This is a genomic window from Variovorax sp. VRV01, from assembly GCF_014852545.1.
Classification (GTDB): Bacteria; Pseudomonadota; Gammaproteobacteria; order Burkholderiales; family Burkholderiaceae_C; genus Variovorax; species Variovorax beijingensis_A.
Genome location: NZ_JACVBS010000008.1, coordinates 251,140 through 271,434, shown reverse-complemented (window position 1 = coordinate 271,434; position 20,295 = coordinate 251,140). Strand labels below are relative to the sequence as shown.

Below are 20,295 nucleotides of genomic sequence, written 5' to 3'. Positions count from 1 at the left end.
CATCAGCCAGCGCCCGCCGCCTCCCGCTTCGGCTGCTTGATCGTCCACAGCGCTGCGGCCATCAGGGCGACGCCCGCAAGCTGGACGGCATCCAAGCTGCGCCCGTACACACCCCAGTCCACCAGCACCGCGGTCAGCGGGTACACGAACTGCAGCACCGCGATCCTGCCGAGTGGAAGCCGGACCATGCCCGCGAAGAGAAGGGCATAGGCCAGACCGGTGTGCAGCACGCCCAGCCCCGCGAGCCACGCCCAGGCCGGCGCCGAATCCGGCCAGCCGAATACAAAAGGCACCCACGCCAGAACGACGAGCCCGGTCACGCACTGCCACCAGGCCAGGGCATAGGACGTGATGGTTTTTTCCGTATTGGCGAGGACGGACACCGCGGCATAGCACAGCGAACCGCCCAGGCACATGAGCAGACCCAGCGCATAGCCGCTGCTCCATGAGGCCATCGATGCCATGTCCCCGAAAAGCCCTGTCGTCAACGCCAGCCCGCACAGCGCGGCCAGGGTGGCAGCCCACTGGCGCGGCGACACGGCTTCACGCAGGACCAGTGCGCCGAAGAGAATGATCCACACCGGCTGGATGTGAAAAACAATGGTGGCCACCGCAATCGAGATGCGCGGGATGGCCGCGAAGAAGAGCGCCCAGTTCAGGACCATCAGGCAGCCCGTCGCGCAGGCGATCCACCCGTTCTTGCCGCGCAGCCGCAGTTCGCTCGTTCGGCCGGTGGCCAAGCCCCATGCGAGCAGTGCCAATGCACCGAAGGCGCAGCGAAACAGGACCGTGACCAGCGGATGCTGGTTCGCCTCTTCCACGAAGACGCCGATCGTGCCGAGCAGCGTGCCGCCGGCAATCAGCAGCCATTGCCCCGTGCTCTCCCGGTCCGATGGCCGCGCCGCCGCAATCACGGGGTGCACCTGAACTGCCTTCTTTTGCATGAGGGCGATCGTCTGCCCATGCGGCAACGGCGTAAAGCGCATAGTTCGAACGCCTATCATTCGAACATCGAATGAGAGAGCGACGATGAAATATCCCGATTTCCAGATCGACTGGCTGCGCGCCTTGGTGGCGGTGGTGGACGCCGGCTCGCTGTCTGCCGCGGCGCCCCTGGTCCACCGCTCCCAGTCCGCGGTGAGCATGCAGATCAAGAAGCTGGAAAACGCGCTCGGCCAGGCCGTGCTGCTGCGCGGCCCGCGGCACCTGGAAGTGACGCCGGCGGGCGCGCAGCTGCTGGTCTATGCGCGCCGCATGCTCGAACTGCAGTCGGAAACGCAGAACGCCATGTTCGGACCGGAGCTCGCCGGCCGCGTGCGGCTCGGCGTGCCGGACGACTATGCCTCCACCTACCTGACGCCGGTGCTGCGCAGCTTTGCCGGCCGCTACAAGGGCGTGGAGATCGAGCTGACCTGCGAGCAGTCGACCTCCCTCATCCCCAAGATCGCGCGGGGCGAGCTGGACCTGGCGCTGGTTTCCCGGGACAAGCCGCAACGCGGACAGCTCCTGTTCCAGGAACCCCTGGTGTGGGTGGGCACGGCGCAGCATGAAGCCTGGCGCCGCAATCCGCTGCCGATTGCGGTCTACGAAGCGGGCAGCATGGCCCGAATCGCGGCGCTCTCGAGCCTGGCGGCCAGGCGGCGCGCCTACCGCATCGTCTATCACAGCTCCAGCCTTGCCGGCCAGCTCGCGGCCGTGGAGAGCGGCCTGGCCGTGGCCGTGTTCACGCGCTGCAGCGTTCCAGCTCACCTGCAGATCTTGCAGAACCTGCCTGCCGGCTTCGATCTGCCGAAACTGAAATCGATGGACGTGGCGGCGCTGCGCAGCAAGGTGTCGCTGCGCTCGCCCGCGGTGGACGCGATGTACGAGCAGATGCTCAGGACCTTGAGCCCGGCCTAGTCGAGCGCACCGGCACAATCAATCGCCGCCGCCCTGCGGCCGCGCCAGGGTTTCGGCAAGCTCCCACAGCGAGCCCATCTGCCCCGAATGAAAGAGCAGGGGCGGCGCATCGGTCCGCGAGAAGCGTTCCACGCGGCCGAGGATGATGGTGTGATCGCCTTCCTGGTGGCGCGAGTAGGTCGAGCATTCGAAGGTCGCGACGCTGTCGACCAGCCTCGCGCAGCCGTTGGGTGCCAGCTCGAAGGCTCCGGCGAAGCGCTCGAACTTGTCGGCCGCGGGCTTGGCGAAATGCCAGGCCAGGTCGCGCTGATCGGCGGTCAGCACGCTGAGATTGAACGGCCGCGTTGCCAAAAATGCATCGGCGCTGCGCGTGTCGTCGCGGATGCTCCACAGGATCAGCGGTGGGTCGAGCGACACCGAAGCGAAGGAGTTGATCGTCATGCCTTCGCGCTTGCCGTCCGGCGTGGTGGTGGTCACGAGGCACACCCCCGTCGGAAAGGCGCCGAGCGCCTGCCGCAGCTGGCGTGCATCGACCGTCTCGGCCGCGTCGCCCGTGATGAGAGCCCAGGAGTACATGGCCGGTGCCTCGATCAGTACTGGCCCTTCGGCTCCAGGCCGAGCAGGTACTGGCCCACCATCGAAGAGACCGCATCCCAGTTGAGGCTGATGTGGCGCGAGATCGCATTCGTGTCGCGCCACATGCGCTGGATCGGCTGGTTCAGCGACAGGCCCGCGCCTCCGACGCTCGCGAACACCGCCTCGACGGCATCGCGCGAGAGCCGCGCGGCAAAGGCATGGTCGCGCCGGTTGCGGATGCGCTGTTCGACGCTGATGGCATGGCCATCCACGGCCATCTGCTCCACCTGCGCGGTGTCGCGGTAGAGCAGGAGGCGCGCCGCATCGACGCTCGCCGACGCTTCGGCCAGGCGCGACTGCACGGGAAAGAATTCGCTGAGCCGGCTGCCGCCGCCGGCCACCGCCCCCCGGGTGACGCGCGTGCCGGCCAGTGCGATCAGCTCGTCGACCGCGCCTTGCGCCGTGCCGACGATCGGCGACACGAGGCAGACCGGTACCGCCGACAGGAAGGGAATGCGATAGATCGGATTGGCATTGACCTTGGCGCCGGGGGGATTGTTGGACGAAGCCTCCGCGAACGTCAGCTTGCGGTGCCCCGGAATGAACACCGGCTTGTCGATGACGATCGCCTTCGATCCCGTGCCTGCCTGGCCGGCCACGTGCCAGTTGTCCTCGATCGCCCAATCCGACCGCGGCGCGAGCAGGAAGCCGGCCGTCGGCGGGGCGCCCTTTTCCTCGGGCGGAAACTGCACGCCCAGCAAGGCCCACTGGGAGTTGTCCACGTTCGATGCGAAGAGCCATTTGCCTTGCACCAGATAGCCGCCGTCGACCTTCTCGGCCACGGTCGCCGGCGCATACGAGCCGCAGACGATCGCGCGCGAGTCCTTGCGCCAGACGTCGTCCTGCGCCTGTTCCGGAAAGATCGCGACCAGCCACTGGTGGATGGCGCCGAGCGAGCAGCCCCAGGACGACGAGGTGCAGCCCCGTGCCAGTTCGCTGACCACGTCGATGAATGCCGTGAACCCGTACTCGTAGCCGCCGTAGCGTGCGGGCTGCATCAGCCTGAAGAAACCCGCGTCGTGGAACGCCTGGGTGGTGGCGTCGGAAACGCGGCGGTCCTGTTCGGTTTGCTGCGCCCGCTCGCGCAGCATCGGCACCATATTGCTTGCAGATGCAGCTATTTTTTCGATCGGAGGCGCGTCCTTCACGGGCGACTTTCGGCCCGGAGCGGGAAGGTCCACGCGGTCTAGTTGAGCAAAAGGGTTCGCGGCTTCAGTCATGGCGGCCTCCGGATGATGGTGGGGAATTCGACGGGACAAGGCCTCGATTGAATCGCATGAAACTTGCAAATGCAAATAATAAATGCTTGGGGTTTACGCTATATCGATGCCGGCATTCGCCTGTAGCATTCGGCATGGCCACCAGAAAACAAACCGCAGCAAAGGCCCCGCAGCCGCGCAAGGCTCGCACCGAGGTACCATCCAAATTGAATGCAACTGCAGACAAATCGACAGATCACGATCTGGAGCGGGCCATTCCGTATCTGCTTGCCCGCGCAGGCATGCGCATGGGGCAGTCGTTCAGCAAGGAGCTCAAGCAGTTCAAGCTCTCTTTGACCGAGTGGCGGGTCTGCGTGGCGCTGCACCACAAGGCGCACCAGCGGCTTTCCGACCTGGCGCTGCACACGTCGACGGACGCTTCCACGCTCTCGCGGGTGGTCGACGGCCTGCTGCAGCGCGGCGTGCTGGTGCGCGACCGGTCGGACGAGGATGCGCGCGCGCTCGCGCTGAGCCTGACCGCGGCGGGCCGCGATCTCACCTTGCGGATCATTCCGCTGGCGCAGGTGTACGAGCGGGTGTCGTTGTCCGGGCTGACCGCTGCGCAAGCCGAGTCGCTGCGGGACATGCTTCGGATGGTCTATGACAACCTGGCGGTGCTGGACAACGAATGACCGTTCGGTGAAGGAGGCGGCGCCATGAACATCAACTCCATCGACCTGAATCTCTTCCTGGTGTTCCAGGCCATCTACGCCACGCGCAGCGTCACGCTCGCAGGCGACCGCCTCGGCATGACGCAGTCCGCGGTGAGCAATGCCCTCAAGCGCATGCGCGAACGCTTCAACGACGCGCTGTTCGTGCGCTCGGCCGACGGGATGGTGCCCACGCCCGTCGCCGAGCGGCTCATCGCGCCCATCGAGGAGGGCATCGCCTGCCTGGTGCAGGCGGTCGACCAGGGCCGTACCTTCGAGCCGGAGACCTCGAGCCGCACGTTCCGGATCGCCGTCAACGACATCGGGCAACTGGTCATGGTGCCGGAACTGCTCTCGGTCGCGCGCGGCATCGCGCCGGGCGTTCGGTTCGAAACCGTGGATGTCTCGGTGGCCGAGGCCCGGCAGCGCATGCTCCATGGGCAGATCGACGTGGCCCTGGGCAGCTGGGAAGCGATGGGGCCATCGTTCTACCAGCAGCGGCTGTTCGACGAAACCTTCGTCGTGCTGATGTCCAAGGCGTCGCCGCTGGGCACGCGCGAGCGCATCGCGCTCGACGACTATCTTGCGGCCGAGCACATCGCCTATCGACCCCAGGGCACCACCGACTCCCAGCTTCAGCAAACCCTGGAGAGAGCTGGCGCGCTCGATCGGCGGCGGGTCGTTCTCACGGCCGCCCACTCGCTGGGCCTGACCTCGATCGTCGCCACGTCGGGGCTGCTGCTGACCGCGCCGGCACGCCTCGCCAAGGCCATGGTGGCGTCACGCGCGGACCTGCACAGCGTCGAAGCGCCGTTCGAAGTCAGGCCCTTCGAGATCCGCCAGCAGTGGCACGAGCGCTTTCACCAGGACAGCGGCAACCGCTGGCTGCGCGAGCTGATCTTCGGGCTCTTCCATGAGCGGTCGGTCCGGGAGCCCGCGGCGCAGGCGCGGGCCACCTGATCACAGCCCGGGCGGCGAACCTTCCCATGCGCGGTCGAGCAGCGCGCGCAGCGCCGCCTTCTCGAGCGGCCGCGGATTCGGGTACTGATTCGAGACGGCCAGGCCGGCCGCCTGCTCGAGCCCGTCAGCCGGCATGCCGATCGCCTTCAGCGACACGGCGGCGCCGTGCGTTCTTGCCAGTTCGAAGAACCCCATGGCCGCATCCGCAACGCCCAGGGCTCTTGCGATGCGCGCCAGGGCCTGCGGCGCCGCGCCCGCGTTGTACGCAAGCGCATGCGGAAGAACCACGGTGTGCACCTGCGCATGCGGCAGGTCGAAGGTGCCGCCCAGCGTGTGGCACAGCTTGTGGTGCAGGCCCATCGACACGGCACCGAGCACGGTGCCGCACAGCCAGGCGCCGTAGAGGGCCTGGCTGCGTGCGGGCAGGTCGCGCGGGTTCTCCCGCAGCGGCTGCAGCGACGCCGCGCAGGCGCGGATTCCCTCTTCGGCCATCAACGAGATCACCGGGTTGCCGTCGTGCGCATACAGGCCCTCGGCCGCATGCGCCATCGCATTGATCGCGCTCGTGACCGTCAGCTCCAAGGGCAGCGACAGCGTGAGCCCGGGGTCGTAGATGACGACACGCGGAAGCACGCGCGCGTCGCGTCCGGTCTTCTTCAGGCCCGCTTCCGTGATGCCGTAGATGGGCGTCGCTTCGCTTCCCGCGTAGGTCGTCGGCACCGCGATGATCGGCAGGCCGGACTCCAGCGCAATCGCCTTGCCGAGCCCGATGGTGGAGCCACCGCCAACCGCGAGCGCGCAATCCGCCTTCAGCTCGGAGGCCAGTGCGCGGGCCTTGCGCGCGGTCTCGATCGGCACGTGCATGGCTGCTTCGTCGAAGATCCCCGCGATGCGGCCCGGCAGCCGGTCGGCAATGGCTTGCGCCTGCCCGCGCTGGTTGGGCGTGCACAGGACGAGGGCGCGCGTGGCGCCCAGGCGTTCGATCTCCGCCGGCAGCTGGTCGATGCTGTCCGCACCGAAGACGATGCGCGAAGGGCTTGCGGTGTAGACGAAGCGATCCATGCCCCTAGTCCTTCGGTGCGGTGTTCAGTACGAAGTCGTAGTCGAGCGTATAGAACGGCACTTTCATATGCGTTCCGTCGGGTGCGACGCCGGGCGCGTGGCGCTTCCAGTCGGCGATGAGGGAGGAGCGCACGCCGAACACGGCGTCCGAGCCCAGGTAGCTGCCTTCCGAGCGGAACACGTGGGTGATGAGCGTCTCGTAGCCCGGCGCCTTGATCATGAAGTGCAGGTGCGCAGGGCGCCACGGGTGGCGGCCAAGCTGCTCCAGCATCCGGCCCACCGGACCATCGTGGGGAATGGCGTAGGGCACGGCCACGATGGATCTGAAGTGGTAGCGCCCGTCCTCGAGGCTCTTCAGATGGCCCCGGCCCTGCGCGTGGTCCAGCTCTGGCCGCTGCACGTCGTACCAGCCTTCGTCGTCGGACTGCCACACGTCGATGCTCGCATGCCCGATCGGCTCGCCGCCGATGCCGCGGATGGTGCCGCTGACGAAGCAGGGTTCGCCGCTTGCCCCGTTGGAAATGTCCTCGCCATTGCGGTACGCCGGCGCATCGGGCACGTAGAAGGGCCCGAACACCGTCGCCTCGGTGCATCCCGTCGGGCGCCGGTTGCACTGCGCGGTGACGAGTGTCGAAAGCCCCAGCACGTCGGACAGCAGGATGAACTCCTGCCGCTTGTCATCCGTGATCTTTCCGACCCGCGTGAGAAAGTCGATGCCGCTGGCCCACTCGGCCTCGGTGAGCTGCACCTCGCGCGCGAAGTCGTGAAGATGCCGCACCAGGCTGTCCATCACGGCCTTCAGGCGCGGGCTGGGCGTTGCGGCTTGCGCCTTCAGGGCTGCGCTGGTGATGGTCCATTCGTCGATGTCGATCATGGGTGCCTGTGCCTTGTCGATGAGCGCCCCGGGATCAGGCGAGCTTGAACAGCGACAGCGCGTTCGTCCGGCCGATCTTCTTGCGGTCGGCCTCGCTGATGCTCGTGTCGTTGAACCAGTTCGAGGCATGGTCGATGTTCTCGAACGGCCAGTCGGTCGAGAACAGGATGCGGTCCGATCCGATCTCCAGCATCGCATCGATCAGCGTCTGGGTGCGGAAGTTGCCGGAGGTCGTCAGATAGAAGTTTTCCTGGAAGTACTCGCTGAGCTTGCGCTGGGCCGGATAGCCCTTGGGCGCCTTGACCCAGGCGTTGCGGTGATCGACACGCCACATGTTGTAGGGGAGGCCTTCGCCCAGGTGGCCGAGGATGATCTTGAGGCCTGGATGGCGGTCGAAGAGCCCGCTCGCCATGAGCCGCAGGGCATGCACGGCTGTTTCCTGCGCAAAGGCCCAGGTGGGGCCGAGCAGCCAGGGGTGGCCTTCATAGATCTGCGCCCAGCTCGCGATGGGGTTGCGCGGATGCAGGTAGAACGGCGCATCGAGCCGCTCCGCCGCGGCCCAGAAGGGCGCGTACTGCGGCGCGTCGTAGTAGGCGACGTTGTCGGGCGTGCCGACTTGCGAGAAGCCATTGACCAGTGCGCCGCGGAAGCCGAGCACGTTCATGCAGCGCTCGAGTTCCTGCGTGGCCTTCTCGGGGTCCTGCATCGGCAGGGCGGCAAACGCCTGGAAGCGGTCGGGCCGCTTCGCCACCTGCTCTGCGAGGAAGTCGTTCGCGCGCACCGCGAGTTCGTACGCTTTTGCCGGATCGGCCACCGCCTGGACCGCGGGCGCGTTCAGCGAGAGGATCATCATCTCCATGCCGTGCTCGTCCATCTGGCGCAGCCGGCCGTCGTGGATGTCGAGCAGGCGGCTGCTGAGCTCCTTCCAATAGACGCCGGGCACGAAGCCGGCCGAATCCTGCAGCGTCTCTGGAATTGCGAAATGTTCTTCGAGACCGATCTTTCCTTGCATGCCTATCTCCTGTGTGCGGGCGGATGGGCCAATCTATGGGTGGCGGCAGGCGCGGTCCAACAAAAAACGGTGATAGCGCGCATTCGCAGACCGCATGCGGCGGCAAGGCGGCCGCAACCCATGGGTAGACCCGCCCCAACATTCACAGGCTGCATACGGGACATCCGGAAAATGCGTTGGACCCTCGAAACCGGCACGCCCATGATCGCAGCCACCGCCAGCCATGCCTGGCCGCGATCTTTGCCATTCGAAGGAGACAAGAGCCATGCGCCACATCGATCTTCACAAGCTGGCCGACGACGCCCGCTTCAACCGCTTCCACGGCCTGGTGCTGTTCTGGTGTGCGCTGATCATCGTGTTCGACGGCTACGACCTGTCGGTGGTGGGCATCGCACTGCCGTCGATCATGAAGAAGATGGGCGTCGACGCCACCAATGCCGGCTTCATGGTCAGCTCGGCACTCTTCGGCATGATGTTCGGCGCCATCTTCATGGGGACCATCGCCGACCGGATCGGCCGCCGCTGGGCGATCGCCGTCTGCGTCGGCCTCTTCAGCATCTTCACTGCTCTGGCCGGACTGGCGGAGGATCCCGTTGCATTCAGCGCCATGCGCTTTCTCGCCGGGCTCGGCATCGGCGGCGTGATGCCGAACGTCGTGGCGCAGATGACCGAGTATTCGCCGAAGAAGATCCGCGCCACCCTCGTCACGCTGATGTTCAGCGGCTATGCCGTCGGCGGGATGATCGCGGCGCTCCTTGGCAAGGGATTCATCGAAAGCTACGGCTGGCAGTCGGTGTTCTTTGCCGCCGGCCTGCCGGTCCTCCTGATTCCCCTCATCCTCAAGTCCGTTCCCGAATCGATGCCGTTCCTGCTGGCCCGGGGCCGCACCGAAGAGCTGAAGAAGATCGCCTCCCGGCTCGACCCGAGCTACACGCCGCAGGCGACCGACCGCTTCGTCGTACCGGCCAAGGACCGGGCCGACAGCGCACCGATCAAGCACCTCTTCCACGACGGCCGCGGCTTCAGCACCGTGATGTTCTGGATCGCGTTCTTCATGTGCCTGTTCATGGTCTTCGCGCTGAGCTCATGGCTGACCAAGCTCATGGCCAGCGCGGGCTACAGCCTGGGTTCGGCCTTGACCTTCGTCCTGGTGCTGAACGCAGGTGCGATGGTCGGCGCCATCGCGGGCGGCTGGCTCGCCGACCGCTTCCACATCAAATACGTGCTCGCGGGGATGTATGCGCTGGCAGCGGTTTCCCTCACGCTGCTGGGCTACAGGATGCCGACACCGGTGCTGTTCATCCTGATCGGGCTGGCCGGCGCGTCGACGATCGGCACGCAGATCGTGGCCAACGCCTACACCGGCCAGTTCTACCCGATGGCCGTGCGCGCCACCGGCCTCGGCTGGGCATTGGGGGTCGGCCGCAGCGGCGCGATCCTGGCACCTATCCTGATCGGCGTGCTGGTCGGCATGAACCTGCCGCTGCACCAGAACTTCATTGCCATTGCCATTCCGGCCGTCATCGGCATGGTGGCGGTGCTGCTGATCCAGCACGACCGGTCGGCGTCGGCGCTGCGCGCGGATGCCGGTCCTGCGCTGGACAAGGTGGCGGCGGGCGTGCCCGGAACGCCTGGAGGCTGAGCACGGCGCGCCCGGCTCCCCGTAAACTCGGGCGATGAACGTGCGTTTTCTCGAAGCCTTCGTCTGGGTCGCCAAGCTGGGCAGCTTCAAGGCGGCCGCCGAGAAGATGCACACCACGCAGGCCGGCATCTCCAGCCGGATCGCCACGCTGGAAGAGCAGTTCGGCGTGCGCCTGTTCGACCGCGAGCACCGCGGCGTGATGCTCACCTACCAGGGCACCGAGCTCATGCCCTATGCCGAACGCATGATCGAGATGCAGGCGCGCATGGTTGCCGCCATGGGCCAGGCCGACGCCTTCTCGGGCATGCTGCGCATCGGCGTGATCGAGACGGTGGCCCACACCTGGCTGCCCGACCTGTTTTCGCGCTTTGCCGAGAAATACCCCAACGCCACGCTGGAGCTGATCTCCGACATCACGCCCAGGCTGCGCGACGACCTGCTGCGCGGCACCCTCGACTGCGCCATCCTGTCGGAAGAGATCACGCCGGGCTTCATCGACAACCGGCGCATCGCCAACCTCGCGATGCGCTGGGTCACGAGCCCCTCGCTGGCGCTCAAGTTCCCGTCGCGCAAACTGCTGTCCTTTGCCGACATCGCCACGCAGCCCATCATCTCCTTCCACCGCGAGTCCGGCGTCTACCGCAACATCGCCCAGAACGCGAGCGGCTGCGCCAACCTGCGCGTGAGCTACTTCTCGTCGCTGGGCGCGATGATCGACCTGGCGCGCACGGGCTTCGGCACGGCGCTGTTGCCGCTGGCCGTGATCCAGCAGGACCTGCTGCACGGCAAGCTGGTGGTGCTGGACGTGGACCCGCTGCCCATTGCGCTGCCGCTGGTGGCCAGCATGCGGCTGGAGCCGGCGTCGCCACTGGCCGAGGCGCTGGTCGGCATGGCGCAGGTATCGTGCGACCAGTTCATCGCCGGCTGCCGCGACGACGTGCTCGCGCCCTGATCCGGCCCACGCCGCGCCCGAGGCTGGGGCGGCCCGATGCGCCAGGGCTGTGCATCACGAAATCCTATCGCCCGCCCAAAGAATTTCCCGTTTGACCCTGCAGGGGCGCGCGACAACACTGCGCGCCATGCACAAACTCATGACCGGAAAAAGACATCGCGAGTTCTTCGCGATCCGCCCCGATGCGGAATCGACCGAATGGTCGACGGTGCCTTGCACCACGGGACGCATCGAGGAACTGCTGCTGGCCGACAACCTCGACACCGCCGCGCGCAGCGGCTCGCGCACCCGCCTGGCCCGCTGGTCGGCCGGTGCGCTGATCGACCGGCCCGTGGTGCACGACTTCCACGAAGAGGTCTTCATCGTCGAAGGCGAGCTGGTGGTCGGCTGCGACGCGGAAGGCGAGGGCGGCGAAGCCTTCGGTCCCTACACCTTCGCCTGCCGTCCGCCAGGCGCGGTGCACGGCCCCTTCGTGTCGCGCACCGGCTGCGTGCTGTTCGAGATCCAGTACTACGAATGACCCCCCGTTCCCCGTCCCGCCCGTTTTCTTGTTCCAGGAGTTTTCCGATGAAGCCTTCGCTGTGTTCCCTCGCATCCGTCGCCGTGGCCGCCGCGCTGCTGGCCGGACCCGCCGCCGCCCAGGTGCCGGCCGGCCCGAAGCTCGCCGTGCAGGCCATCACCCAGGTGGCGCCCAACCTGCCGCAGTACACCAAGGTCGACCAGCCGCTGCTGCGCGACGGCATCGCGAAGGCGACCGGCGGGCGTGTGGAGCTCACGCTCTCGTCCTGGCCCGAACGCAACGTGAACGGCCCCGAAGTCCTGCGCCTGGTGCGCTCGGGCCAGGTCGACATCGCTGCCGCGCCGCTGACCACCGTGTCGGGCGACGTGCCGATGCTCGACGGCGTCGACCTCGCGGGCATGAACGCCGACATCGCCCAGGCCCGCAAGGTGGCCGATGCGATGGTGCCGGTGGCCAACAAGGAGCTGGAGCGCCTGGGCATCAAGCTGGTCGCGACCTATCCGTTCTCGGGCCAGATGCTGTTCTGCCGCAAGCCCGTGGCGAGCCTGGCCGATCTCAAGGGCCTGAAGGTGCGCACCAACGGTCCGTCGGCCTCGGACCTGATCAAGTCGCTCGGCGGCCAGCCGGTGTCGCTGGCTTTCGGCGAGGTCTACACCGCGCTGGAACGCGGCACGGTCGACTGCGGCATCACCGGCGCCGGTTCGGGCAACGGCGTGAAGTGGCCCGAGGTCACGACGCACCTCTACACGCTGCCGCTGTCGTGGTCGACCTCGGGCTACTTCGTGAACCTGGCGTGGTGGAACAAGCTCGACCCGGCGATCCGCACCCAGTTCGAGAAGACGCTGGGCGAGGTGCAGGAAGCGCAGTGGAAGCTGGGTGTCGAAGCCACCAACGATGGCATCGCCTGCAACGTCGGCCGCACCGCCGACTGCAAGCTGCACACGCTGATGAAGAAGCCGATGGTTGAAGCCAGGCCCGAAGCCAGCGTTGGCGCGTCGCTGCGCAAGCACCTGGCCGATGAGGTGCTGCCCGGCTGGATCAAGCGCTGCGGCGAGCGCTGCGCGGCGGTCTACACCGACGTGATCGCGCCGATCACCGGCATCAAGTACGCCGCGAAATAAGGCTAACCCCCAGTCTTTGCGCACTTTGTGTCGCTGCGCCAACCCCCTTGCAGGAGGCAACACCAGCGGCCCGGCAAAGCCGGTTCCGCGGTGTTCCTGGCAATGCGATGCAAGCGCTCATGAGGCTGGAGGCGTGTGTCCACTGGAGAAATTCGTATGTTCAAGATGCTTGAATGGGTGAGCGCCAAGGCGATGACCATCGCCGGCTGGTGCTACCTCGTGATCACTCTGCTGATCTGCTTCGACATCGCGGCCCGGCGCCTGCTGGGCTTCTCGACCGAGGCAACGACCGAAGTCACCGGCTACCTGATGGCCATCGGCATGAGCTGGGGCCTGGCGGGCACGCTGTTCGAGCGCGGCCATGTGCGCATCGACGTGCTGGTGCAGAAGATGCCGCTGAAGCTGCGCGTCTGGCTGCACCTGGCGTCGCTCATCGCGCTCATGGCCGCTTCGGGCTTCTTCGCCTGGGGTGCTTTCTCGCTGGCCAGGGATTCGTGGGACTTCGGCGCCACCGACCTGTCGGCACTGCACACGCCGCTGGCCCTGCCGCAGGGCCTGTGGGCCGCGGGCCTGGGCCTGCTGCTGCTGGCCGTGGTCGCGCTGGCCGCGCGCGCCCTGCGCCAGCTTGCCACCGGCGACGCCGACGGCATGGACCGCATGTTGATGGCACGCACCTACGTCGACGAGGCCGCCGAGACGCTGGAGGCCGTGGCCGAAGCGCAGCAAGGCATGCAGCAACCCGCCGTGCGCGCAGCGGCCGCAGGAGTCTCCCGATGATCGCCATTGTCTTCATCGTCGCCATCGGCATCCTGATTGCCGGTGCATCGCTCTTCGGGGTGCAGGGGCATGCGGCCGCGGCCGCATCGGCCAGCGTGCCCTGGTGGGCGCTGGCCGCAGTGCTGGTGGCCTTCGTCGGCTTCTTCGCCGGCGGCATCTACGTGGGCGCAGCGCTGGCCGTGCTTTCGCTGCTGGCGGGCTTCGGCCTGTCGGACCGGCCGTTCTGGAACTTCATCGGCGAGATGATCTGGAGCCCCTCGACCAACTTCGTGCTGGTTTCGGTGCCGCTCTTCCTGCTGATGGGGGAGGTGATGCTGCGCGCCGGCCTCTCCGAGCGGCTGTACCGTGCGCTCAACATCTGGATGGGCCGGCTGCCTGGCGGGCTGCTGCACACCAACATCATCTCGTGCGGCGTGTTCTCGGCCGTGGCCGGCTCCAGCGTGGCCACCGCCGCGACCATGGGCTCGGTGGCACTGCCGTACTTCGAGAAGAGCCACTACCCGCCGAAGCTGGTGCTGGGTTCGCTCGCCGCCGGCGGCGCGCTGGGCAACCTGATCCCGCCGGGCATCACCTTCATCATCTACGGGCTGATCACCGAGACCTCGGTGGGCGCGCTGTACCTGGCGGCGGTGGGGCCGAGCGTCCTGGTGGTGCTGCTGTTCACCGCGGTCATCCTGTACTACAGCTACCGGCTGAAGCTGCACGGCGACGAGGCCTCGAAGGCCATCGGCTGGAAGCACCGCATCGCGAGCCTGTCGGACCTGGTGCCCACGGCGCTGCTCATCGCGCTGGTGCTGGGCACCATCTACGCCGGCTGGGCCACGCCCACCGAGTCGGCCGCGCTGGGCGTGGCGGGCAGCCTGCTGCTGGCGCTGGTGGACCGCAAGCTCAAGTGGAAGATGCTGGCCGAGTCGATGCGGGCCACCGCGCGCACCACCTCGATGATCGCGCTGATCCTGTTCGGCGCGTACTTCCTGAACTACATCCTGTCGTCGCTGGGCATCCCGCAGATGCTGGCGAAGTTCCTGACCGGGCTGCCTTTCCCGGGCTGGGTGATCATGCTGGTGATCATCGGCTTCTACCTGGCGCTGGGCACCTTCATGGAAGGCATGTCGATGGTGATCACCACCATTCCGCTGCTGTTCCCGGTGGTCACGGCGCTTGGCTACGACCCGATCTGGTTCGGCGTGGTGATCACCATGCTGGTCGAGATCGCCATGATCAGCCCGCCCGACGGCACCGTGCTCTATGTGCTGCAGGGCATGCGGCGGCAGCCCGGGCCCATCACCGACGTCTTTGCCGGCGTGCTGCCCTTCATGTTCGTCTACATGCTCGCGATCATCGTGCTGATGGTGTTCCCCGCCATTGCACTGTGGCTGCCGGCCCATCTCATGTGATTCCCGTTTGCGGAGCCCTTTCATGTCATTGACCCTTTCCTTCGCCTGCGAAAGCGTGGCGGCCGACGGCACGCGCTCGGCACAACTGCTGTCGGTGCCGGCACGCCAGCTCGTGATTGCCGGCTGGACCGGCCGCGACGCCGCCGCCATTGCCCACCACATCGAGGAACTCGAGGCCATCGGCGTGCCGCGGCCGTCGAGCGTGCCGCTGTACTACCGCGTGAGCGCCGGGCTGCTCACGCAGTCGGCCGCCATCGAGGCGCTCGGCGCGCAGAGCTCCGGCGAGGCCGAGCCGATGCTCTTCTGCGCCGCCGGCGAGTGGTGGCTCACCGTGGCTTCCGACCATACCGACCGCCGCGTCGAGACCTACTCGGTCGCGGTGTCCAAGCAGATGTGCGCCAAGCCGGTCGCAACCACCGCATGGCGCTGGCGCGACGTGGCGCCCTACCAGGACGAGCTGCAGCTGCGCTCGCGCATCCTGGAGGAGGGGCGTTGGATCGACTACCAGCAAGGCACCTTCGCGTCGATCCGCCCGCTGGCGGCGCTGCGCGACGGCATCTACCAGGCCGAGGGCGGCGACGAAGGCCGCTTCATGACCTGCGGCACGCTCGGCGCCATTCCCAACGGCAAGGGCGAGGGCATCCGCCCGGCCACCGAGATGGAGCTCGAGATCCACGACCCGCGCCTGAAGCGCAGCATCGTGCACCGCTACGCCGTGCAGGCGCTCGAGGTGGTCGCGTGACGGCCGCCGCCGAAATGGACATCGCCACGCTGCGCGGGCGCATCGCGCGCGGCGAGGTGTCACACGAGGCCGTGGTGGCGCAGGCGCTCGAAGGCGCCGAGCTGCCCGCCGCGCAACACGTCTTCACCAAGCGCTACGCGCAAGCGGCGCTGGCCGCCGCGCGCCATGCCGATGCGGCGCAGCGCGCCGGCGTCGTGCTGCCCGCGCTGGCCGGACTGCCCGTCACGGTGAAGGACCTCTACGACGTGGCGGGCGAAACCACCATGGCCGGCTCGGTCGTGTGCGAAGGCGAACCCGCAGCGTTGGCCGACGCCGTGGCCGTGGCCCGCCTGCGCAGCACCGGCGCGGCGATCATCGGCAAGACCAACATGACCGAGTTCGCCTTTTCCGGCGTCGGCATCAACCCGCACCATGGCACGCCGCGCAATCCCGCGGATGCCGCCGTGGCGCGCATCCCCGGTGGCTCGTCGTCGGGTGCCGCGGTGTCGGTCGCACTGGGCCTTGCCGTGGCGGGTCTGGGCTCCGACACCGGCGGCTCCATCCGCATTCCTGCGGCGCTGTGCGGCCTCGTCGGCTTCAAGAGCACCCAGGCTCGCGTGCCGCGCACCGGGGCCTTCGAGCTTGCGCGCTCACTCGATACCGTGTGCGCCATGACGCGCAGCGTGGCCGATTGCCTCGTCGTCGATGCCGCCATCGCCGGCACCCCGCTCGCGGTGCGCCGGCGCCCGCTGCAGGGCCTGCGCCTGGCGGTGCCGCGCACGCTCATGTTCGACGGCATCGAGCCGGCCGTGGCGCGGGCCTTCGACCGTGCGGTGAGCGCGCTGTCGGCGGCGGGCGCCATCGTGGTCGACATCACGCTCGCAGAACTGGCCGAGATCGCGGGGATCAACGCGCCGGGCGGCTTCTCGCCCGTCGAGGCATCGGCCGTGCATCGCGCGCGCATCAGCGCGCAGCGCGAGCGCTTCGACCCGCGGGTCGCGGCCCGCGTGGACCTTGGCATGTCGGTCGGCGCCGCCGACTACCTCCTGATGCAGGACCGCCGCCGCGACTGGATCGGCCGCGTCGAAGCGGTGCTCGAAGGCTTCGACGCCTTGCTCTGCCCCACCGTGCCGATCGTCGCGCCGGCCATCGACGCGCTCGCGGCCGACGCCGAATTCTTCAAGGCCAACGGCCTGCTGCTGCGCAACACCTTCGCCATCAACTTCCTCGATGGCTGCGCCTTCAGCCTGCCGTGCCACCGCGACGGTGAACTGCCGGTGGGGCTGATGCTCTCTTCCGTGTGCGGGGACGACGCGCGGCTGGCGGCGGTTGCGCTGGCGGCGGAGGAGGCGTTGGCCGACTGCTGATGTCGCGGCCGGATTCTGTGCCGTGTTACGTGGTACGCGACCCCCCACGTAACGTAGCAACAGCCAAAAGCTTGGGTGTCCGTGACGAACGGCGGTAGTTTCGCGGCACGAACGAACAGCCAAAAATCCTTACGATTCAACGACTTGCGATTAATCGCAGGAGGTCTCTCCGGAATGGACGGGCAGTGGCACGCATGTTGCCCCCTATGACCATCCAATCAACGAGGAGGCCTCTCACATGACCGCGTCGCAGACATCGATTCCATCCACTTCCGGAGCCGTCAACAACGACGTTGCACCGGTGGTCATCGCCCAAGCCACGGTGACCCCCATCGCTCCGATGGGATCGTCCACAGTGCCGCCGGTCGCCGCCTCCGCGCCGTCCAGCATCGGATCGCTTTCCAATGCCACTCCCGGCACAGCGCTGATCCGCGACGGCGTCCGGATCCCCGTGGACGGCAGCCACGCCCTTCTCACCGGCGACCGCGTGCTGGTCCCCGAAGGCGGCCAGGCCGAAGTGCTGTTTCCGGGTTCGCCTTCCAACAAGGCACCGCTGGCCGGCGTCTTTACCGGCGGCACCGACGCGACGCTCGGATCGACCAAGCTGCCGGGCGGCCTCGAGCAGGTGAACGTCGACGTCGCCGCGGGCGACCTCAAGATCACGCCGCCCGACAACGATGCGGACGCAGCAGCTGTCGCAGTCACGAAGGCGCACACCGGTGCAGCCGGCATCGGCCTGGGCGAGTTCGCCCTCGGCGCGCTCGGCGCAGTCGCGCTCGGCGCGGCATTGGGCGGCGGCGGCGGCAGCGACGGTGGAACGGTTCCGTTCTTCCTTGGCAGCGGGGGCGGTACGGGGGGCGGTCTTGATGATGGTGACAGCGACAGCGACAGCGATGCGGACGCTGATGCTGATGCTGATGCTGATGCTGATGCCGACGCCGACGCCGACGCCGACGCCGACGCGGATGCCGACGCCGATGCCGATGCCGATGCCGATGCGGACGCTGATGCTGATGCTGATGCTGATGCTGATGCTGATGCTGATGCTGATGCTGATGCTGATGCTGATGCTGATGCTGATGCTGATGCCGATGCCGATGCCGATGCCGATGCCGATGCCGATGCCGATGCCGATGCCGATGCCGATGCCGATGCCGATGCTGATGCCGATGCTGATGCCGATGCGGACGCAGACGCAGACGCAGACGCCGACGCCGACGCTGACGCTGACGCTGACGCTGACGCTGACGCTGACGCCGATGCCGATGCCGATGCCGATGCCGATGCCGATGCCGATGCCGATGCAGACGCAGACGCAGACGCAGACGGCGATCACCTGCTCGATCCGGGCGATGACCTCACCGGCGGCTTGATCGGCGCGACGGACGACAACCTGGGCCTGGGTGGTTCACTCACGCCGGTGCCGGGCGTCATCGACGGCACGACCGACCTGATCGATGACATCGTGTCGCCGATTCTGGGCGAGGAGTTCACGCGGGACGATCCGAACCAGTTCGATCCGGTGGACGATTTCACCGAGACCGTGGTCGACAGCGTGGACGGCGTGGCGGCGCCCATCGTCGACGCCCTGCTGGGCGAAGGCGCCACCGATGCACTGGTCGGCCAGGTCGACCACGTCACCGACGCGCTTCAGAATGGCCTGGACAACCTGGTGGGCGAGAACGGCATCCTGAGCGGAGCGACGACGGCGCTCGGCCTCGATGGCGTCATTGACAACCTGGTGGGCGACGGCGGTGTGGTCGGCGACCTCGTCGAAGGCGTGCTTGGCCAGGACAGCCTCGTCAGCGGCCTGATGGAGGAAAGTGGACTGGTGGGTGGACTCCTTGCCGAAGACGGCCTGGTCGGCAACCTCCTGGGTGAAGACAGCGCCGTCGGCGGGCTGCTCGGCAACGCGCTGAGCGACGAAGGCATCGTTGGCGGACTCCTGGGCGAAGACGGCGCGCTGGGCGGGCTGCTCGGCGGTCCGTTGGGCGAGGAAGGCCTGCTCGGTGGACTGCTCGGCGGCGACGGTGCCCTCGGCGGCCTCCTTGGCGACGGCCTGGTCGGTGGCTTGCTGGGCGGAGAAGGCACGCTGGCCGGCGTGCTCGGCAGCGAAGGTCTGACCGGTAGCTTGCTCGGCCAGGACGGCGTGGTGGACAACCTGCTCGGCACGGACGGCGTCGTGGGCGGCCTGATCGAAGACAGCCCGCTCGGTGGCCTGCTGGGCGGCGAGGACGGCCTGCTCGGCGGCCTGACCGAAGGCGTGCTGGGTGACGACGGTCTGCTGGGCAATGTGCTTGGCGACGACGGCGTGCTTGGCGGTCTGTTGAGTGGAGACGGCCTCCTGGGCAACCTGCTGGGTGGCGACCTCTTGGGCGGTGACTTGCTCGGCGGCGATCTGCTGGATGGCGTGCTGGGTGAGGATGGCCTTGTCGACAACCTGCTCGGTGGTGACCTCTTGGGCGGTGACTTGCTCGGCGGTGACCTGCTCGACGGCGTCCTCGGTGAGGACGGCTTGGTCGGCAACCTGCTCGGTGGCGATCTCCTGGGCGGTGACCTGCTCGGCGGTGATCTGCTCGATGGGGTCCTCGGCGAGGACGGCTTGGTCGGCAACCTGCTCGGCGGCGATCTCCTGGGTGGCGACTTGCTTGGCGGCGATCTGCTCGACGGCGTGCTGGGCGAGGACGGCCTCGTCGACAACCTGCTCGGTGGCGACCTCCTGGGTGGCGACTTGCTCGGCGGCGACCTGCTCGACGGCGTGCTGGGCGAAGACGGCCTGGTCGGCAACCTGCTCGGTGGCGACCTCCTGGGTGGCGACTTGCTCGGAGGCGACCTGCTCGACGGCGTGCTGGGCGAAGACGGCCTGGTCGGCAACCTGCTCGGTGGCGACCTCCTGGGTGGTGATCTGCTTGGCGGTGACCTGCTCGGCGGCGTACTGGGTGAAGACGGCCTGGTCGACAACCTGCTCGGTGGCGATCTCCTGGGTGGTGATCTGCTTGGCGGTGACTTGCTGGGTGGCGTGCTGGGTGAAGACGGCCTGGTCGGCAACCTGGTCGGTGGCGATCTCCTGGGCGGTGATCTGCTCGGCGGTGACCTGCTGGGTGGCGTGCTGGGTGAAGACGGCCTCGTCGGCAACCTGGTCGGTGGCGATCTCCTGGGCGGTGATCTGCTCGGCGGTGACCTGCTGGGTGGCGTGCTGGGTGAAGACGGCCTGGTCGGCAACCTGCTTGGCGGCGACCTCCTGGGAGGGACCATCGCTCCGATCACCAGCCAGGTCGATCAAGGGCTCGGCGGCAGCGGAACGCCGGTTGCCAGCATCCTGGACAGCCTGCTGGGCTGATCGATGATCCGGCCACCGTCCTTCGTCGAGAGGGGCGGTGGTGGACGCTTCTGAAAAGAAGGGACGGGCCTTCGCGGCCTGTCCCGGACAAGCCCGCGCAGATCCG

General features: G+C 67.7%; 18 protein-coding genes. 12 read left to right on the top strand and 6 right to left on the bottom strand.

The genetic code is table 11. From position 1 onward, the window contains the following. Positions 1-2 precede the first annotated feature (2 nt). A complete protein-coding gene (locus IB278_RS16710; protein WP_225612956.1) occupies positions 3-944 on the bottom strand; it encodes a DMT family transporter in 942 nt (313 codons plus the stop codon). An 85-nt stretch (positions 945-1,029) separates the two neighbouring features. Between IB278_RS16710 and IB278_RS16705 the strand changes: the two genes are divergently transcribed. Continuing rightward, on the top strand, positions 1,030-1,899 hold the full coding sequence (locus IB278_RS16705) for a LysR family transcriptional regulator (protein WP_192324299.1): 870 nt from the start codon (positions 1,030-1,032) through the stop codon (positions 1,897-1,899). A gap of 18 nt (positions 1,900-1,917) precedes the next feature. Here the strand turns inward: IB278_RS16705 and IB278_RS16700 are convergent, their stop codons facing one another. After that, positions 1,918-2,475 (bottom strand): flavin reductase family protein, encoded by a 558-nt coding sequence (locus IB278_RS16700; protein ID WP_145746815.1) that lies wholly within the window; start codon positions 2,473-2,475, stop codon positions 1,918-1,920. 14 nt (positions 2,476-2,489) lie between these two features. Next, a complete protein-coding gene (locus IB278_RS16695; protein ID WP_192324297.1) occupies positions 2,490-3,755 on the bottom strand; it encodes an acyl-CoA dehydrogenase family protein in 1,266 nt (421 codons plus the stop codon). Between the two features lie 134 nt (positions 3,756-3,889). Between IB278_RS16695 and IB278_RS16690 the strand changes: the two genes are divergently transcribed. Beyond that, complete coding sequence (locus IB278_RS16690; RefSeq protein ID WP_192324295.1) at positions 3,890-4,426, top strand: MarR family winged helix-turn-helix transcriptional regulator; 537 nt, start codon at positions 3,890-3,892, stop codon at positions 4,424-4,426. A 24-nt stretch (positions 4,427-4,450) separates the two neighbouring features. After that, positions 4,451-5,404 (top strand): LysR family transcriptional regulator, encoded by a 954-nt coding sequence (locus tag IB278_RS16685; protein ID WP_192324293.1) that lies wholly within the window; start codon positions 4,451-4,453, stop codon positions 5,402-5,404. On the opposite strand, the gene IB278_RS16680 is transcribed toward IB278_RS16685, so the two are convergent. Genes IB278_RS16680 through IB278_RS16670 form a run of 3 tightly spaced genes read right to left on the bottom strand, consistent with a single transcriptional unit; the run spans position 5,405 to position 8,352 of the window. Beyond that, a complete protein-coding gene (locus IB278_RS16680) occupies positions 5,405-6,466 on the bottom strand; it encodes a maleylacetate reductase (protein WP_192324291.1) in 1,062 nt (353 codons plus the stop codon). Positions 6,467-6,470: 4 nt separating this feature from the next. After that, positions 6,471-7,340, bottom strand: a complete 870-nt coding sequence (locus IB278_RS16675) for an intradiol ring-cleavage dioxygenase (RefSeq protein ID WP_192324289.1) — start codon at positions 7,338-7,340, stop codon at positions 6,471-6,473. A 34-nt stretch (positions 7,341-7,374) separates the two neighbouring features. Then, entirely contained in the window at positions 7,375-8,352 is a 978-nt protein-coding gene (locus IB278_RS16670) for an amidohydrolase family protein (protein ID WP_192324287.1), read from the bottom strand. A 265-nt stretch (positions 8,353-8,617) separates the two neighbouring features. Here IB278_RS16670 and IB278_RS16665 point away from each other — a divergent pair, with 265 nt between their 5' ends. From IB278_RS16665 to IB278_RS16625, 9 genes are all read left to right on the top strand, one after another. Beyond that, positions 8,618-9,994 (top strand): MFS transporter, encoded by a 1,377-nt coding sequence (locus IB278_RS16665; protein ID WP_192324285.1) that lies wholly within the window; start codon positions 8,618-8,620, stop codon positions 9,992-9,994. 34 nt (positions 9,995-10,028) lie between these two features. Then, complete coding sequence (locus IB278_RS16660; protein WP_145746822.1) at positions 10,029-10,946, top strand: LysR family transcriptional regulator; 918 nt, start codon at positions 10,029-10,031, stop codon at positions 10,944-10,946. Positions 10,947-11,073: 127 nt separating this feature from the next. After that, complete coding sequence (locus IB278_RS16655; RefSeq protein ID WP_192324283.1) at positions 11,074-11,466, top strand: cupin; 393 nt, start codon at positions 11,074-11,076, stop codon at positions 11,464-11,466. 47 nt (positions 11,467-11,513) lie between these two features. Beyond that, on the top strand, positions 11,514-12,587 hold the full coding sequence (locus IB278_RS16650) for a TRAP transporter substrate-binding protein (RefSeq protein WP_192324281.1): 1,074 nt from the start codon (positions 11,514-11,516) through the stop codon (positions 12,585-12,587). A gap of 156 nt (positions 12,588-12,743) precedes the next feature. Further along, on the top strand, positions 12,744-13,364 hold the full coding sequence (locus tag IB278_RS16645) for a TRAP transporter small permease subunit (RefSeq protein WP_192324279.1): 621 nt from the start codon (positions 12,744-12,746) through the stop codon (positions 13,362-13,364). Continuing rightward, the gene (locus IB278_RS16640) at positions 13,361-14,761 is read left to right on the top strand and encodes a TRAP transporter large permease (protein ID WP_192324277.1); all 1,401 of its coding nucleotides are present in this window, start codon (positions 13,361-13,363) and stop codon (positions 14,759-14,761) included. The genes IB278_RS16645 and IB278_RS16640 overlap by 4 nt, the downstream gene beginning before the upstream one ends. A 22-nt stretch (positions 14,762-14,783) precedes the next feature. Beyond that, a complete protein-coding gene (locus IB278_RS16635) occupies positions 14,784-15,503 on the top strand; it encodes a DUF2848 domain-containing protein (protein ID WP_192324275.1) in 720 nt (239 codons plus the stop codon). A gap of 14 nt (positions 15,504-15,517) precedes the next feature. Further along, entirely contained in the window at positions 15,518-16,849 is a 1,332-nt protein-coding gene (locus IB278_RS16630; RefSeq protein WP_192324429.1) for an amidase, read from the top strand. Positions 16,850-17,087: 238 nt separating this feature from the next. Next, the gene (locus IB278_RS16625; RefSeq protein ID WP_225612955.1) at positions 17,088-20,189 is read left to right on the top strand and encodes a hypothetical protein; all 3,102 of its coding nucleotides are present in this window, start codon (positions 17,088-17,090) and stop codon (positions 20,187-20,189) included. Positions 20,190-20,295: the final 106 nt, after the last annotated feature.